The organism is Halobacillus seohaensis (assembly GCF_042663045.1).
GTDB classification, from domain to species: Bacteria; Bacillota; Bacilli; order Bacillales; family Halobacillaceae; genus Halobacillus_A; species Halobacillus_A seohaensis.
Map to the genome: position 1 here is coordinate 136,907 of NZ_JBHSZV010000027.1, position 15,369 is coordinate 152,275.

The 15,369-nt window shown below is 40.6% G+C and carries 16 protein-coding genes and 2 pseudogenes; 16 read left to right on the forward strand and 2 right to left on the reverse strand.

Annotation, left to right across the window (positions count from 1 at the left end; translation table 11 throughout):
- Positions 1-512 precede the first annotated feature (512 nt).
- Positions 513-685 (forward strand): annotated as a pseudogene (locus ACFQIC_RS11430) (IS4-like element ISHaha1 family transposase); the annotation flags it as partial.
- Between the two features lie 1,124 nt (positions 686-1,809).
- Here ACFQIC_RS11430 and ACFQIC_RS11435 read toward each other — a convergent pair.
- Both ACFQIC_RS11435 and ACFQIC_RS11440 read right to left on the reverse strand, forming a co-directional pair.
- Entirely contained in the window at positions 1,810-2,838 is a 1,029-nt protein-coding gene (locus tag ACFQIC_RS11435; RefSeq protein ID WP_204709433.1) for an LCP family protein, read from the reverse strand.
- Positions 2,839-2,922: 84 nt separating this feature from the next.
- A complete protein-coding gene (locus ACFQIC_RS11440; protein ID WP_204709434.1) occupies positions 2,923-3,558 on the reverse strand; it encodes a YigZ family protein in 636 nt (211 codons plus the stop codon).
- A 155-nt stretch (positions 3,559-3,713) separates the two neighbouring features.
- Between ACFQIC_RS11440 and ACFQIC_RS11445 the strand changes: the two genes are divergently transcribed.
- The 15 genes and pseudogenes from ACFQIC_RS11445 (at position 3,714) to ACFQIC_RS11515 (ending at position 15,193) form a co-directional block, all read left to right on the forward strand.
- Positions 3,714-4,853, forward strand: coding sequence for a sensor histidine kinase (locus ACFQIC_RS11445; protein ID WP_204709435.1), 1,140 nt, complete (start codon positions 3,714-3,716; stop codon positions 4,851-4,853).
- A gap of 159 nt (positions 4,854-5,012) precedes the next feature.
- A complete protein-coding gene (locus ACFQIC_RS11450; protein WP_204709436.1) occupies positions 5,013-5,687 on the forward strand; it encodes a response regulator in 675 nt (224 codons plus the stop codon).
- Between the two features lie 202 nt (positions 5,688-5,889).
- Positions 5,890-6,735 carry a DegV family protein gene (locus ACFQIC_RS11455; protein ID WP_204709437.1) on the forward strand — a complete coding sequence of 282 codons (846 nt, stop codon included), beginning with the start codon at positions 5,890-5,892 and terminating at the stop codon, positions 6,733-6,735.
- Positions 6,736-6,789: 54 nt separating this feature from the next.
- Positions 6,790-8,169: an ATP-dependent helicase ComFA gene (locus ACFQIC_RS11460; protein ID WP_465260867.1), complete on the forward strand. Its 1,380-nt coding sequence runs from the start codon at positions 6,790-6,792 to the stop codon at positions 8,167-8,169.
- On the forward strand, positions 8,166-8,840 hold the full coding sequence (locus ACFQIC_RS11465) for a ComF family protein (RefSeq protein ID WP_204709439.1): 675 nt from the start codon (positions 8,166-8,168) through the stop codon (positions 8,838-8,840). Before ACFQIC_RS11460 ends, ACFQIC_RS11465 begins: the two co-directional genes overlap by 4 nt.
- Positions 8,841-8,905: 65 nt before the next feature.
- Positions 8,906-9,328, forward strand: coding sequence for a TIGR03826 family flagellar region protein (locus tag ACFQIC_RS11470; protein ID WP_204709441.1), 423 nt, complete (start codon positions 8,906-8,908; stop codon positions 9,326-9,328).
- 62 nt (positions 9,329-9,390) lie between these two features.
- Positions 9,391-9,657: a flagellar biosynthesis anti-sigma factor FlgM gene (gene flgM / locus ACFQIC_RS11475; protein WP_204709449.1), complete on the forward strand. Its 267-nt coding sequence runs from the start codon at positions 9,391-9,393 to the stop codon at positions 9,655-9,657.
- 12 nt (positions 9,658-9,669) lie between these two features.
- Positions 9,670-10,158: a flagellar protein FlgN gene (locus ACFQIC_RS11480; protein WP_204709451.1), complete on the forward strand. Its 489-nt coding sequence runs from the start codon at positions 9,670-9,672 to the stop codon at positions 10,156-10,158.
- 18 nt (positions 10,159-10,176) lie between these two features.
- A complete protein-coding gene (gene flgK / locus ACFQIC_RS11485) occupies positions 10,177-11,700 on the forward strand; it encodes a flagellar hook-associated protein FlgK (protein WP_204709453.1) in 1,524 nt (507 codons plus the stop codon).
- Positions 11,701-11,719: 19 nt separating this feature from the next.
- On the forward strand, positions 11,720-12,613 hold the full coding sequence (gene flgL / locus ACFQIC_RS11490) for a flagellar hook-associated protein FlgL (RefSeq protein ID WP_204709455.1): 894 nt from the start codon (positions 11,720-11,722) through the stop codon (positions 12,611-12,613).
- Between the two features lie 45 nt (positions 12,614-12,658).
- Positions 12,659-13,210, forward strand: coding sequence for a DUF6470 family protein (locus ACFQIC_RS11495; protein ID WP_204709457.1), 552 nt, complete (start codon positions 12,659-12,661; stop codon positions 13,208-13,210).
- A 16-nt stretch (positions 13,211-13,226) separates the two neighbouring features.
- The gene (gene fliW, locus ACFQIC_RS11500) at positions 13,227-13,679 is read left to right on the forward strand and encodes a flagellar assembly protein FliW (RefSeq protein ID WP_204709459.1); all 453 of its coding nucleotides are present in this window, start codon (positions 13,227-13,229) and stop codon (positions 13,677-13,679) included.
- The gene (gene csrA / locus ACFQIC_RS11505; protein ID WP_204709461.1) at positions 13,666-13,893 is read left to right on the forward strand and encodes a carbon storage regulator CsrA; all 228 of its coding nucleotides are present in this window, start codon (positions 13,666-13,668) and stop codon (positions 13,891-13,893) included. The genes fliW and csrA overlap by 14 nt, the downstream gene beginning before the upstream one ends.
- 123 nt (positions 13,894-14,016) lie before the next feature.
- Positions 14,017-14,148 (forward strand): annotated as a pseudogene (locus ACFQIC_RS21080) (flagellin); the annotation flags it as partial.
- Between the two features lie 805 nt (positions 14,149-14,953).
- Positions 14,954-15,193 (forward strand): hypothetical protein, encoded by a 240-nt coding sequence (locus ACFQIC_RS11515; protein WP_204709463.1) that lies wholly within the window; start codon positions 14,954-14,956, stop codon positions 15,191-15,193.
- The last annotated feature ends 176 nt before the right edge of the window (positions 15,194-15,369 follow it).

The following is a 15,369-nucleotide window of genomic DNA, read 5'->3' on the forward strand; positions in this document are numbered from 1 at the left end:
TTTTCGTCAACTTTCGACAACCCTTTAGATTATGTAGCCATATAGGAGGGAGTATAAACCTTTCTGTTTAAATATGTGACGAAATGAAAGTAATTATGTAAAAGATCAAAAAATATTAAACTTATCACAAATTGCACCGTATTTATTCGTACTCAGCTTCGAGACATTCTGGTGGTTTCCGTTACAAAAGATGGCGTTTGAAGGTCCGGGAAATCACTCGCTTTCCGTGGGCATGTGGTGAGCTTCCTCAGGCTACGCCTTACGGGATCTCACCGATCATGTTCATCCCACAGGAGTCTCATAATTTCCTGGACCTTCTTGCTTTCGTGAGGAGAACGGAAGCATCAGATTTGGTGCCAAGTAAAAAGCATTCCTGTTGGATGAGAATTGTGCTGGAGGGTGCTTTCTTCTATATCGCTTTAAGCCTTCTTATTCAATAAAAGAATGGCGATTCCGTTGCTTTTCATCGGAGAATGGGGGATGGGAAAAGACTGTGGCCACGGAAAAAGTGAATTTATGAAACATTTGGTCGGAATTATGTAAGACAAACACTAACGAAACGGGCTTTTTGAAACGCTTCATTAAATTCAAGCCTGAAACGTTCTTGAGTCTCTGTACACTGTTAAAACGCTCTGTTGGAAAGAATAGCTTACACCATTTATGTAGCTCTATATCCTATCAATATGATCTTAAAAGTGGTATTGTTTTTTGGAACTATTGACTCCGAATGGTGAAAGTACGTTCATTACTGTGAAAATATTGAAACCATTATTAATAACTCTTCCTTAGCATTACTCGTATGTTAGAGACTCATTTCCGAAATCATGGGGGTTCGTTACCGTATAAGGGAGAGGCCACTGAAAAAGTCTTTTTCTATTAATAATGAACTTTTTTGAAAAACACTATCCCAAAATCACGTTGTTTTTCCTGTAAAAGTGGAGTATTAAGTCCAATTTCCCCCTAATTTATAAGCCGAAAGTGGGGATGGGATTTTCAGGGATTTGCTTTTCTTAAAATTCATCGGACTTTTTCAGTGGCCTCTATAAGGGATGGGGGGTGGCTTTGAAACAACTCGCTTTCCTGCGGGGGAACTGGCAAGACTCCTCGGTCGTTGACACTCCCTGTGGGGTCTCGCCTAGTTCCTTCTCCCGCGGGAGTCTCGTCGTTTCAAAGCCACCCCATTCGATATGGAGATGAACGACCCCACGGCATAGGAGAATGCGTCTTACCTATGTTATAGAATAGAGTAAAGCCTCACCCAATACGATTCTCACGCACAAGGCGTTCTGCTCAAGTGATGTAGCTTTTCGGATGCTTCCGTTCTTCTCAAGAAAGCAATAAGGTCTCGCTAGGCGCTGGATAAAGCCGATATGATTGATGAAAGATTTAGCCTTCGATAAGGCATAAGTACTAACAAGAAGCTCCGTTTGCCGTATGGAGTTTGAGAGGGCAGGGAAAACAGATGATGAACATGCTGTTATATCAATGGTTGCGTGCCGATTTCTAAGATTCGTTGATGTTCCGTACCACTTCTCTTCCTACCGATGACGGAACAGCCGCACAACCTCGGAATCAAGTCTTCGCAAGTAGCATCCCAATTAACATAGTAATTAAGGCGTTTCCAACAACCATTGATATATAAGGGAAAACAAGAGACTAAATTATATGCTATTTCGTGTGTTTCTCCACCGAAACGGAACACATCCTTATCTATTGATAACAACAAAAAAGACGCCGTTTATTACAACGGCGTCTTACAAATGTCGACAAACCTATTTATTTAAGGAGTTATTTCCTAGGAAATATCGTTTAATATTGATAATCTTCGTCATCATCTTGAGAATCCTCGCCAGCAAAAGAATTGTTAGTAGGGGTATCTTCTAAATTCAAATGGGATCTAAGAGAGTTTTTCGTGTTCGCTAAACTCGTATCATCAATATGGAAATACCAGACATCATCAATATATCCACCTTCACCCTTTAATTGCATTTCATCGAAATGTAATCCTTCTTCGTTAATTACATAGTCCTTGTAAGAAGTCATTTCACTAAAAGATAAATTTGTTTTCATATTATTTCCTATGGAATCAATAACACTTCCATAGTTTGTAATCGAGCCCGCGCTCGCTACTTTATCAATGATGGCCTGAATCATTGATAATTGACGTTCCCCACGTGCTAGATCACTATCATATTGACGCGAACGAACGAGTGCTAATGCTTCTTCACCATTTACAACTTGTTGTCCTTCTGATAGTTCAATGGCACCTTTTTGGTCTTTACTATTTTGCTCGGCGAGATCAAAAGGTACATCATATTCAACACCGCCTAATGAATTAATTACATCTACAAATGAATTGAAATTCAGACGGACATAATAGTCGACCGGCACGTCCAATAAATTTTCTACCGTTTCAATCGTAGCATCGGTGCCACCAAAGGAATGAGCATGTGTAATTTTATCATTATATCCAACTTCCGGGATATAAGCGTAAGAATCACGTGGAATACTAACTAACTTAACGGATTGATCATCGTTATTGAATGTTGCTAAAATTAAAGCATCAGACAAACTAGGTCCCTCTCCATTGTCACTACTATCGCGTGCTTCACTATCATCAATTCCCATAAAAAGCACAGAGGTGTGATCCATTCTAGGGGTGACTTTATCTTCACGAAGTTCTGATTTGTCTCCACGGTCAAGAGATTCATTTGAATCGCTAGCAGCGTCCCTAGCTTTATCAGTTAAAAACGCAGCATATCCGACTGTTGCCCCGATTGTTAATAAAATAAGTGATGCTATAACCCACAAAAAAATCTTAGTTTTCTTTCTTTTCATTCGAATGTGCTCCTTTTAAACGTAAGTCAACTTATATATTATTCGAATCTGATTGTTCCTTTAAGGGCGTGTTTAATAGTTTATTCATTCGACAAGGGTTTCTAGGTACGAATGCTCTCCGTAAGAAATAATTGATTTTCCATTAGTGAGATTGGTAACCCAGGTGCAGAACTCCTCTATTTCCTGAGAATTCACATATATATATACTTCCACATTATCAAGGTACTCAATCCTTTGTATTTGGTATTTAGAATTTCTTAGTTCGTTTTCTAATTTCCCAAGTAAAGAATAATCAGCCTTAACTTTCATTGTTTGCATAAGTTCTCTATTCACAACACCAATGGAACGTATCGCTTCTGATGTCGTACTCGAATAAGCACGGATTAACCCCCCTGCTCCCAATTTAATACCACCAAAGTATCTGGTTACAACAACGGCTGTATCTTTTAGTTCCATTTTTTTAAGTACTTCTAGCATAGGAACCCCAGCTGTCCCGCTAGGTTCTCCATCATCATTCGCTTTTTGGATTAAGTCATGTTCTCCAATCATGTAGGCAGAACAATTATGAGTTGCGTCTTGATGTTTCTTTTTAATCGATTGAATAAATGATTTCGCTTCCTCTTCCGTTTCACACCGTTTAATATAACCAATAAATCTTGATTTTTGTACAGTTATTTCAAGGTGTCCCTCTTCTTTTACTGTTTGATAGCTTTCTAACATCGTGATTTAACCCCCTGAACTTTTATTATATAATGGTTGGTGCGATAGGGGCAACTTGTTAAGAGTTTAAATAAATATAATTAACGGTAAAAGACCCCCATAAATGGACTTAGGTCCAACGAATGATATTGTGAATGTTGATGGAGGGACTTGTTATGACGGATTCGAAGTCTGGGAATAAAGAACTTGATTACATTATTAATGATATGGTTTCCACTGTATCTAATAGTAAAGATGAAATATTCCAGATTGGTGAAAACTCCCGAATAGAGTTTGAAAAATTAAATAGAGAACTTGAATCTATAAAAAAACAAGTGACTACTTTAATTGATGAAGGAGACGAACTAGATAAAAAAGTACGTTTGTCACGGATTCGATTGGCTGAAGTCAGCAAACAATTCCAGCAATATTCTGAGAAACAAATTCGTGAAGTTTACGAATATACTCACAGTTTGCAAATGGACTTATCGATTACTCGAGAAAAAGAGAAGCAATTAAGAGAAAGACGTAATGAAATTGAATTAAGGCTGCGTAATTTGGATGGGACGATCGAAAAAGCTGAAGCTCTTGCTGGTAAAATCTCTGTTGTTTTAAATTATTTAACAGAAGATTTTCAAGAGGTAGCGGAAACGCTAGAATCCGCCAAGGAAAAACAAGAGTTCGGCTTGCAAATCATTGAAGCTCAAGAGGAAGAGCGCAGACGCCTTTCTCGAGATATTCATGATGGTCCAGCACAAGCGTTAGCTAATGTGATGCTGCGTTCTGATCTCGTTGAACGAACCTTTAATGAACGCGGGGTTGATGAAGCATTAGAAGAAATTCGTAATGTGCGAAAGCTAGTACGATCTGCATTATATGATGTAAGACGGATCATTTACGACCTCCGCCCGATGGCATTAGATGACTTGGGCCTAGTGCCAACATTAAAAAAATACTTACCTACTGTCGAAGACTACAATGGAATCGCCATTCGTTTTACTTCTTTAGGTAGTGAGCGGAGGATGGAAAGCAAATATGAAGTTGCTATTTTTAGACTCATTCAAGAAGCTGTTCAAAATGCAGTGAAACATGCAGAGGCAAAGTCCATTGAAGTTAAGTATGAATTGAGTGAAAATACGACAAATATTGTTATTAAAGACGACGGGAAGGGCTTTGATCCTTCTATTAAGAAAGAAAAATCCTTTGGCCTAATGGGCATGCGAGAACGTGTTGATATGGTGAACGGTGAGTTACATATCAATTCCACTCCAGGAAAAGGGACCATTGTCACGATTCAATTGCCTTTAAATTGTTAATTTCATGAATAACTATGTAAAAAGGCGGAAATCGTTTATAATAGGAAGTAGGATTAGGGACGATCGACTTAAATTAGAGAAATAGTAAATAAGAAAGAGTTGCATTCGATAAAACAGACAAAAACATCGAATGGTGAAAAAATAGGAGGTAGACTCAAAATGACCAGAATCGTTTTAATTGATGACCACAAATTATTTCGTGAAGGTGTTAAACGGATCCTAGATTTTGAATCTAGCTTTGAAGTTGTGGCTGAAGGAGACGACGGTTCAGTTGCAATCGACCTTGTTGATAAGCATAATCCCGATGTTGTTTTAATGGATATTAATATGCCAAGTGTGAATGGTGTAGAAGCAACAGCAGAACTTAACCAACGTTTTCCCAATATAAAAATTATCATACTATCCATTCACGACGATGAGAATTATGTGACCCACGCACTTAAAACGGGGGCACAAGGGTATTTATTGAAGGAAATGGATTCCGAATCATTGATTGAAGCTATTAAAGTGGTAGGGAGCGGTGGATCTTATTTACACCCTAAAGTTACCCACAATTTAGTAGCGGAATATCGCCGCCTTTCTGACGCTAGTTCAAATGAAGCGTTTCGTGCGGTTGAATATCGCAAACCTCTTCATTTACTAACGCGACGTGAGTGTGAAGTATTACAGCTATTAGCTGATGGACAAAGTAACCGTGGCGTAGCTGAAGCTTTGTTTATTAGTGAAAAAACGGTAAAAAATCATGTGAGTAATATTTTGCAAAAGATGAACGTAAATGATCGAACTCAGGCTGTTGTAACGGCAATTAAAAATGGCTGGGTAGAAGTGATATAATTAATTGAATGAAGGAAGCTCCTGAGTCGGATGGATTGGCTCAGGAGCTTTTTTGAGGGTGAATTGTCGGAAAAGGTGATGGTAACTGCAGAAAATGTCAAAATAAAATCCGAACCCTTCTGCAATCTTCATGTGCAAACTCGTCCCCCTTCATGTAAAATAATAGATAGTGAGAAAGACAGAATACAAGGAGATATATCCTATGAAAACAGCAATCATTACGGATAGTACAGCCTACATTCCTAAACATGTACGCCAGCTAAAGGATATACATATGGTTCCGCTTAATGTCGTCTTTGGTCATGAATCTTACCAAGAAGAAGTCGACATTTCTGTGGACGACTTTTACGATATGGTGAAGGAAAATGCAGATCTTCCTAAAACATCTCAGCCTTCGATCGGATTAATGACAGAAAAATTATCGGAGCTCGCCAAGGACTTTGATGCGGTAGTGTCCATTCATTTATCAAGTGGGATTAGCGGAACGTATCAAGGAATGGTCACCGCCGGAAACATGGTTGAAGATATAGACGTATATGTATTTGATTCGGAAGTCAGCTGCTTTATGCAAGGATATTATGCACTAGAGGCTGCTCAGTTAGCAGGTGAAGGGATGTTTCCTGAGCAAATTATCTCGCGCCTTAACGAAATGAAGCAATCCATGCAAGCCTATTTTATGGCCGATGATCTTTCGCACCTGCAGCGTGGTGGCCGGTTAAATGGGGCGCAAGCGTTTGTTGGCAGTCTTCTGCAAGTGAAGCCCGTTTTACATTTTGAAGATACAAAGATCGTTCCTTTTGAAAAAATTCGCACACGCAAAAAAGCGTTGAAACGGATTTTAACGTTATTTGAAGAGTCGATTTCGGCAGAAGGACATTATAAAGCGAGCGTAATCCATGCGAATCGTTCAAGCGAGGCGGAGCAGATTAAAGCAGCGATCGAAACAGAATTTACGAATGTTGAAGTCACGGTAAGTTACTTTGGACCGGTTATTGGCACCCACCTTGGAGAAGGGGCGATGGGACTAGGTTGGTACCGTGATTCCTAATGTAGTGCACCTGGTTGTGAGACTCAATTAGGTGCACTACTATTAGAAAAGCAGGTGATCGTATTGTTTCATACATTCCCCGAAGATTCTCCTTACAAAATTCTCTCAGGAAAACTATTAACGAGAGATGAACTACCTTTTGATAAAGAGGAAGTTGACCTCCTCATCGAACAATCTCTTCTTCACAAAAACCCCTCTATTCTATCAACTAAAGGAAAAAACATCTGTCAGCGATGTGGCAACGAAAAGCCTTATTTGTTTGCTAGATTTCCTCATGCAACTTGCCACAAACAAGACTGCCTCTATTGTAGAAACTGTATCATGATGGGAAGGGTGACGATATGTGAACCTTTATATGCAGGCAGTCCCATGCTAGCGTGGGAAAAACATTCTGATCCTTGTACGTGGGAAGGGGAGTTAACGGCTGGTCAACAACTTGCCGCTAGTCGAATTTCTTCTGCGATTCAAAACAAGGAGGAGTTGCTCGTCTGGGCAGTCTGTGGGGCGGGGAAAACGGAAATGCTGTTTCCTGGTCTGACCATCGGTTTACGGCTAGGTTTGCGTATTTGTATTGCTACACCAAGAACAGATGTCGTCCGTGAGCTGTTGCCGCGTTTAAAACAGGCTTTTCCTAGAGTGCTTATCGAAGGTTTATACGGCGATAGTGAAGAAAAAGATGGCCAAGCCCAGCTTTTAGTTTCAACAACCCACCAGTTATATCGTTTTGCGCATGCCTTTGATGTAATGATTATTGATGAAATTGATGCATTTCCATATCATAATGATCCATCCTTACAGTCGGCAGCAAAGAGAGCGGCTAAGCTTGAAGCGGCACACATTTATTTAACCGCCACCCCTCGTAAAAAAGTTAAAAGGCAGATTAAGAAAAAGCAGCTTCCTGCTGTGTTTATCCCTGCACGCTTTCATGGCCATCCATTGCCTATCCCTCATTTAAAATTATCTCCTACCCTGCGGTATCAGTTAGCCAAAGATCAATTGCCCTCATCGATCACCAGGAAGATTGCCATCCAACAAAAAGGTAGGCGGCAGTTGCTATTATTCGTATCTACCATTTCCTATGCGCAAATTATTGAACAGTTACTAAAAGACGATTACTCTGTTGCCTCCGTCCATGCTGAAGACCCTGAGCGAGCGGAGAAGGTTCAAGCGTTTCGTGATCAAAAAATTCAAATTATCGTTACGACGACAATATTAGAACGAGGGGTTACGTTTCCTTCCGTTGACGTGTTTGTCATTGATGCTGGTCATCATGTTTATGATGAAGCGGCTCTTGTGCAAATTGCCGGACGAGCGGGCAGGAGTCCGGCTGATCCTACCGGTGAAGTGGTGTTTTATCATATTGGCAAAACGAATGCGATGCTTGATGCACAAGAAGCGATTAGTAAAATGAATCGCTTGGCGAAGAAATCATGAGATGTGTGATTTGTTTTTCAGACATTCTGCCACAGGTGAATTGGGGTAACTTTTGGAAAGTACAAAAGGAACGGAAAGTTTGTACTTCTTGCTTGGATAAGTTGCTAGTGATTGATGAGCCCGGCTGCACAAGCTGTGGTCGCATTGATAGTGATGGGATTTGTTATGACTGCAAGCGCTGGGAACAATCGGACAGTTACAGTGGAGTGCTTGCGAAAAATGTTTCGGTGTTTGCGTACAACGATTTTGCTAGAGAGCTTGTCGCTCGCTGGAAGTATCGGGGGGACTTTACGCTCGTTGAGGCGTTTACTGAGGCTTTACAGACGAAGTATAACCAGCACTTTCATGGAATGGAAATGGATTTGGTTGCGATTCCGTTAAGTGAGGAGCGGTTATGGGAGCGGGGTTTTAATCAATCGGAGGCGATCGTAGCACAGCTGGGTGAGTCTCACCTTAACCTTTTTAAAAGGAAGGATAGTGAAAAGCAGTCGAAGCGTGGGCGTTCTGCGCGAATGGCTGTGGTGAATCCGTTTGTGCTTGAGGAGAATGTTGTTCGGCCGGTGGTGTTGGTGGATGATATTTATACGACGGGGATGACGGTGAGGTTGTTGGCGCGTTTGCTTAGGGATTCGGGGTGTCCTTCTGTTTATTCGTTGACACTTTTTCGTTAAGATCTCTTTGGATTTTTGAAGTTTTGCCGATATAATAGAAAAAGAGATTATTGGAGGCTGGAAAGATGGCTGAGTTAGCGAATTGTCCGAAGTGTAATGCATTGTTTATGAGGGGTCCTGCGACGGTGTGTAAGGATTGTGTGAAGCGGGAAGAAGAGGAATTTCAGACGGTATATGCGTTTGTGAGGCAACGTCAGAATCGTACAGCAACGGTGGAGGATATTGTTCGGGGAACAGGTGTTGAGGAACATAAGATCCGTGAGTTTGTGAGGTCGAAGCGGCTGCATCCTGCACAGTTCCCATCGTTATCTTATGGTTGTGAGAAGTGTGGTGCGGATATTCGGGAAGGGCGTTTGTGTAGCAATTGTACGGAGGAAATTCAGAATGGGATACAACAGCAGGACCAACTGAATGATATACAGGAACGAAATAAGAAAAAAGACTTAGGTAACGCGACTTATTATTCGATGAAGCGGGATAAACGCTAAACTGTTCAAGTTACATGCCGATATAAGGAGTAAAGATAGATTGTGTAAGTGAGGTGAAGGAAATGAAGATCAATGGTCCGAATCATGCAAATTTTAATCCTTATCAAAAACAGGTGAATCAGCCAACTGATTTAAAAAATAATGCGAAGCAGCAACAGGACAAGGTCGAAATTTCTGATCAAGGGAAGGCTCTTCAAGATTCTGGTAAGACGAGTGAGGCTCGCCAGAAGCATATTAATGAAATTAAAAGTCAGGTAGAAGATGGCACATATAAGGTTGATCATCAACGAACAGCTAAGAATTTAGTGGATTTCTTTGCTGATAAATAAAGGAGAATAATTGTGACGGCAAAGCGTATTATTGACCATCTGGAGCGATTGATGCAGTTGCATGAAAGCCTTTTTGAGTTATCGAAGAAAAAGACCGAAGCATTAAAGACGAATGATACGGAGTCTTTAAAAGCTTATTTAACACGTGAGCGTAAACATGTGTCGGCGATTAATACGTTGGAAAAAAAGCGTATGGCTGCGGTTGAAGAGTGGGCGGCGAGTGAACCGGACTATGATATCGAGTCGCCTACGATCTCTGACATTTTAAACTGGGCGAACTGGCCAGAGAGACAAAAGCTTCAAGAGGTGTATGATTCGTTTATTTTAGTATTAGCGGATTTGAAGCAGCAGGAAGTATTGAATAGTGAGCTCATTAAGCAGTCGCTGCAGTTTGTAAACATGTCTTTAGAATTGCTTCAACCGTCTTTGCAAAATTTAAACTACGGGGAGTCTTCTAAACCTAGTGAGGAAAAGCGGTCGGTTTTTGATTCAAAAGCGTAACGGAAGAGGAGAGGTCTGATGGTTTCAACTTTTAGTGGATTAGAAGTCGCCAAGCGCGGACTGTTTGCCCAACAGTCTGCTTTACATACAACGGGGCATAACATTTCGAATGCGAACACGGAAGGCTATACGAGGCAGCGTGTTAATTTTGAACAAACGAGTCCGTTTCCACCGGCTTCTCGTAATCGTCCGGAGATTGCTGGGCAGATTGGGAGTGGTGTGCAATCGGGTGCGATTGAGCGTATTCGTGATGGCTATTTGGACGATCAGTATCGTGGGGAAAATAATAAAACGGGATATTACGAGGCACGAGCGGATTCTTACGGCCGACTTGAGGAGGTTATGAACGAACCTTCTGAAGACGGACTTTCAAAAACGATGGATCGTTTCTGGAATTCTTTGCAGGATTTATCAGTCAATCCGGAAGATTCAGGCGCGCGTTCGGTGGTGCGTCAGCGTGGACAGGCGGTAGCTGAGAATTATAATTATTTGTCGAATACGATTAGTGATATGCAGAAGGATGTTGCCGCGGAAGTCGATGTAACAACGAAGGATATTAATTCGATGGCTACTCAAATTAATGACTTAAATGAACAAATTGCTGAAGTTGAACCTCATGGGATGGTACCTAACGACTTATATGACAAGCGTGATCTTTTAGTTGATAAGCTGTCTGAGCAGGTGAATGTTGAGGTTAGTTATGAGGATACTCCTTCTTCAGCGGATGCTATGGCGATGGGGAAAGCGAATATTACCCTATTGGATGAGAATGGAGATGCAATGGAGCCGAATTTGGTGAACGGAGCGGATAATACAGCGAACGCGCTGAACGTAAATTATAACGACGAATCACTAGCGACTTCCGTGGAGCTTGGCAATAAGGAAATAGATGTTGAAAATTTCACTTCTAGCGGGAAGCTTAAAGCCTTAATGGATTCAGGCGGATACTTGAAGGCTGATGGTGAAGCGGAAGGCACGTATCAAAATGTAATAGCTGATTTAGATAAAATGGCTACAGGATTTGCTGAAACTTTCAATAAAGTACATCAAGAGGGCGAATCCTTGAATAGTATCTCAGATGATGACAACGCACCTAACTTTTTTGAAGTTAATGGAGCTATAAATGATGATGATGTCATTGAAGGTTTAGCAGGAAGCTTAGATATTACTAATGAAATTAAAAATGATACCGACCACATTGCAGCTGCCAATGAAGCACTAGCTGGTGATGGAGGGAATGCCTCCGACTTAGCAAAAGTTCAAAATACCGAAATATTCGGTTCAGAAACATCAGTTGTTAGCTATTATGAGTCTATGATTGGCTCGATGGCGGTTGAAGCTCAGGAAGCGCAGCGGATGAAAAGCAATGCGGGGACGTTAACGGATTCTGTTCAACAGCAACGACAGTCTGTTAGTTCTGTATCACTAGATGAAGAAATGACCAATATGATCAAGTTTCAACATGCCTATAATGCTTCGGCTCGGAATATTACAGTAGTAGATGAAATGCTCGATCGTATCATTAATCAAATGGGACGATAGGAAGGTAGGTGAATAGCAGATGCGCGTAACTCAAGGAATGCTTACTAACAACATGCTCACTAATTTGAGTAATAGCTACGGAAAGATGGGAGACCTTCAAGAACAGCTTTCTACGGGGAAGAAAATTAGTCGACCATCTCAAGATCCCGTTGTTGCTATGAAAGGAATGAACTACCGATCCCAGCTTGGCGAAGTGGAGCAGTTCCAACGTAATATCGGAGAGGTTCACAATTGGATGGATAATAGTGATGCGGCGTTAGATGAGGGGACTCAGGCGCTTCAACGGATTCGTGAACTGAATGTTCAGGCTAGTAATGGAACGTATTCTGACGGTGAACGTGAGAATATTGCCAAAGAAGTCCGCCAATTGGGTGAACACATAGCTAATGTTGCCAATACAGAAGTCAATGGTAAGTATATTTTTAACGGAGAAAACACGACAGAGAAACCAATCGATGAAGAACTGATCGATGATGAAGAACCGTTTGGTGTAAATACAAGTGATAGCCCTGTTGAGATTGAAGTATCATCTGGTGTGAAAATACAAGCAAACGTGACACCAAGTACGGTTTTCAATGAAGATCTATTTGCCGATATTCACAAATTTGCTAATGACTTAGAAAGTGGTGCGAATGAAGATGAACTGAGTGCTAGTTTGAGTCAGTTCGACGATCACGTGGATAGCTTTGTAGGCCAACGTGCTGATTTAGGTGCACGGATGAACCGTGTGGAACTTATTGAAAATCGTCTAGGTTCTCAAGAAGTGAGTGCAACGAAAATGATGTCTGATAATGAAGATGCCAATATTGAAAAAGTCATTACAGATTTGAAAACACAGGAAAGCGTGCACAGGGCGGCGATGGGTGTAGGCTCTCGAATCATTCAACCGTCGCTGATGGATTTTCTAAGATAAGGCTGTCTCTATAGGAGGTAGCCTCGTTTTTTTAGGGGGATTGTTATGGCTGTACCTCAAATACAAATTCAATCAACACCTGCTAAGATAGGGCTAAATATCAATCGTGGTCAGCAGACCATTCGTCAACCAAAGGCCGAGCAATCCATCCAGCAACCGAAAGCCGACCTATCGATAGAGCAACGACCAGGGAAGCTAACCATTGATCAAACCAAAGCCTGGCACAATATTGATTTGAAAAGTGCTTCCGTGCGTACAGGAGAAACAGCACAGGTAGCTGAACAAAAGTGGATGGAAGGCGTGGCCCGTGTTGCGTCGGAAGGTGATGAACTGATGAAAATTGAACATGGTGGCAATCCAATAGCTATGCAAGCTAAGAGGAATGCTGGCTTCGAATTTGATATTCAACCAGGTGGCCGTCCTGCTTATGATTTAGTGGACATTAGTTTTCAACCAAGCGGTGCTGATATTTCAGTTCAACGAAATGAGCCTATCATTAACACGACTAAACGAGACCCGGAAATCTCTTTCCAACGAGGAAAAGTGAGCACTTATATACAACAGAACCCTGATTTACAAATCGACTGGAAAGTGTAAGGAAAGGTGTTATTAAATGAAGATTGAGACAAAGTATTTTGGTGAGCTGGAAGTGAAAGAGGAAGACTTTATCCACTTTGAAAATGGTATTCCTGGATTTGAAAGCTATCACAAGTATGCCTTATTACCAGTTGACGATGCAGGATTGTACTTAGCCTTACAGTCTGTTGATGAAGCAGGTGTAGCGCTAATCGTGACAAACCCTTATTTGTTCTATAAAGACTACGCGTTTGATTTAGACGAAAAATCTCAAAATGACCTGGATATCGCTAAACCGGAAGACGTCGCTGTCTATGGTGTCGTTACAGTAAAAGAACCTTTCAGCAAATCAACGCTAAACTTACAAGGACCTATTATCGTGAACTTAGAAAAGAACAAAGGAAAACAGATAATATTAAATTCTCCTACATATCGCACAAAGCATCCATTGTTTGAACCCAAAGGCGGTGAAGCCCATGCTCGTCCTTAACCGAAAAGAAGGAGAGTCTGTCCGAATAGGTGACGATATCGAGATTAAAATCGTTGCCTTAGAAGGCGGCCAAGTAAAGTTAGGCATTGATGCACCTAAGCATGTTGATATTCACCGCCAAGAAGTCTATGTCGCTATTCAAGAAGAGAATGCCGAAGCGGCAACCTTCTCGGAAAACATACTAAATTTGCTGAAAAAAACAAAAAAAGATTAAACACTTTTACAAGCCGTCCGATATAAGTAATGTAACGCATTACAAAAGTCGGCCGGCTATTGTTTTGTAAAAAGAATTTCACAAGGACGTGAAATTACTTATATTCAAGGAGGAATTATTAAAATGAGAATTGATCATTATATTGCGGCACTTAACACACATCGTCAGTTGGGGCAAGCAAACGACGCACAACAAAGTTCAATGGAGAAATTATCATCTGGGCTTCCAAGAATCTTGGGGTCTGACCCACTAGCCTTGCACGTAAGTAAAAGTATCCTATTTATAGAAAAATATTACATTTGTTTTTTGGCTGAAAATAAAAAAAGGGAAAGAGGTGCTAATGCAAACTCATTCCCTTTTTTTACATATTAAAATTGTCCTTTATTTTTTCTTCTTTGTCTTTTTCACTAAAGCAACATCTCCATATACCGGTTCCTTTTTGGTAGGAGGTATAGGGACCTTTTGTCGCCCCTTTGATTTTTTCTTTTTTCGGTTGTACGCAATTAAGGCTAAAAACATCTGATTCCAAATCCCTTGAGGCTTTGTGCTCCAAATCTTTGTGAATTTCAAATGTCTCAAAGTCACTTACTTTACCCGTTGAAGGAACGAGCGTTAAAGCGTTAAATCGTTAAATAATTAGTGATCTGGTCTGTCCTCACTCATCTAAAATTCATCACTTTAAAGTAGTTAATTATTTGGGTGATGTTTTTTGAATTTGCATAGAGAAGAAGCAGAACCTCTACCAAAAGCCTCTACCGTAAGAACAACACATCTGGGGTCAGGTCTCTCTACCTCAACAGCCATTGACCACCAATATTGCAGAAGGCCCTGACCCCACTTCTCGTCCAGACTACCACATCCATCTGACGCTCTCAGCTCTGCACAAAGTAAAGGAAATCCTATTTGGTAGCCAGTTCCAAAACAAGAGTCAGACTCACGCAAGTCAGAAAAACACCGCTTAGGTCAGAGACCTTAGGGTACAAGGAAAATATTTTTTATACAGCACCATTAGTTGTTCTTTTTTGTTACTCTTATATATAAGAGATTGGGGAGGAACAAAATGGATAACGATCAACTTGAAAAAAAGAAGTTCTTAGAGCAACAGCTAGAGTGGACTCATCAGCAAGATCATATTTTAAGTAAAATAGAAGAAAGCCTTTATGAAATGAAAGCAATTGCTGAATACCGAGTAGATCATGATCTCACGAAAGCAGAAATTGAAGTGATGAATCGTCAATTAAATGATTTACAAGAGATCGTAAACTCCTTAGAAAAACAGTTACATTCTATTATCCATTAAGATAGAATGTAACTGTTTTTTTGTATGGTACATAATAGATGAACGAGCGAAACTCCAATAAAAATTATTTGCATGACTAGCTAGGTTACCTTAACAATTCAATTTGTAAACAGATATAAAAAGTAACCAGATAAAATGGGGAGTTGTTGAAGGTGGATGTTAGAAAAAGCATGACC

Bases quoted from the DNA above. Each gene is read 5' to 3' on its own strand.
- ACFQIC_RS11435 (WP_204709433.1), bottom strand. From the start codon at position 2,838: ATGAAAAGAAAGAAAACTAAGATTTTTTTGTGGGTTATAGCATCACTT.
- ACFQIC_RS11440 (WP_204709434.1), bottom strand. From the start codon at position 3,558: ATGTTAGAAAGCTATCAAACAGTAAAAGAAGAGGGACACCTTGAAATA.
- ACFQIC_RS11445 (WP_204709435.1), top strand. From the start codon at position 3,714: ATGACGGATTCGAAGTCTGGGAATAAAGAACTTGATTACATTATTAAT.
- ACFQIC_RS11450 (WP_204709436.1), top strand. From the start codon at position 5,013: ATGACCAGAATCGTTTTAATTGATGACCACAAATTATTTCGTGAAGGT.
- ACFQIC_RS11455 (WP_204709437.1), top strand. From the start codon at position 5,890: ATGAAAACAGCAATCATTACGGATAGTACAGCCTACATTCCTAAACAT.
- ACFQIC_RS11465 (WP_204709439.1), top strand. From the start codon at position 8,166: ATGAGATGTGTGATTTGTTTTTCAGACATTCTGCCACAGGTGAATTGG.
- ACFQIC_RS11470 (WP_204709441.1), top strand. From the start codon at position 8,906: ATGGCTGAGTTAGCGAATTGTCCGAAGTGTAATGCATTGTTTATGAGG.
- flgM (WP_204709449.1), top strand. From the start codon at position 9,391: ATGAAGATCAATGGTCCGAATCATGCAAATTTTAATCCTTATCAAAAA.
- flgK (WP_204709453.1), top strand. From the start codon at position 10,177: ATGGTTTCAACTTTTAGTGGATTAGAAGTCGCCAAGCGCGGACTGTTT.
- flgL (WP_204709455.1), top strand. From the start codon at position 11,720: ATGCGCGTAACTCAAGGAATGCTTACTAACAACATGCTCACTAATTTG.
- ACFQIC_RS11495 (WP_204709457.1), top strand. From the start codon at position 12,659: ATGGCTGTACCTCAAATACAAATTCAATCAACACCTGCTAAGATAGGG.
- fliW (WP_204709459.1), top strand. From the start codon at position 13,227: ATGAAGATTGAGACAAAGTATTTTGGTGAGCTGGAAGTGAAAGAGGAA.
- csrA (WP_204709461.1), top strand. From the start codon at position 13,666: ATGCTCGTCCTTAACCGAAAAGAAGGAGAGTCTGTCCGAATAGGTGAC.
- ACFQIC_RS11515 (WP_204709463.1), top strand. From the start codon at position 14,954: ATGGATAACGATCAACTTGAAAAAAAGAAGTTCTTAGAGCAACAGCTA.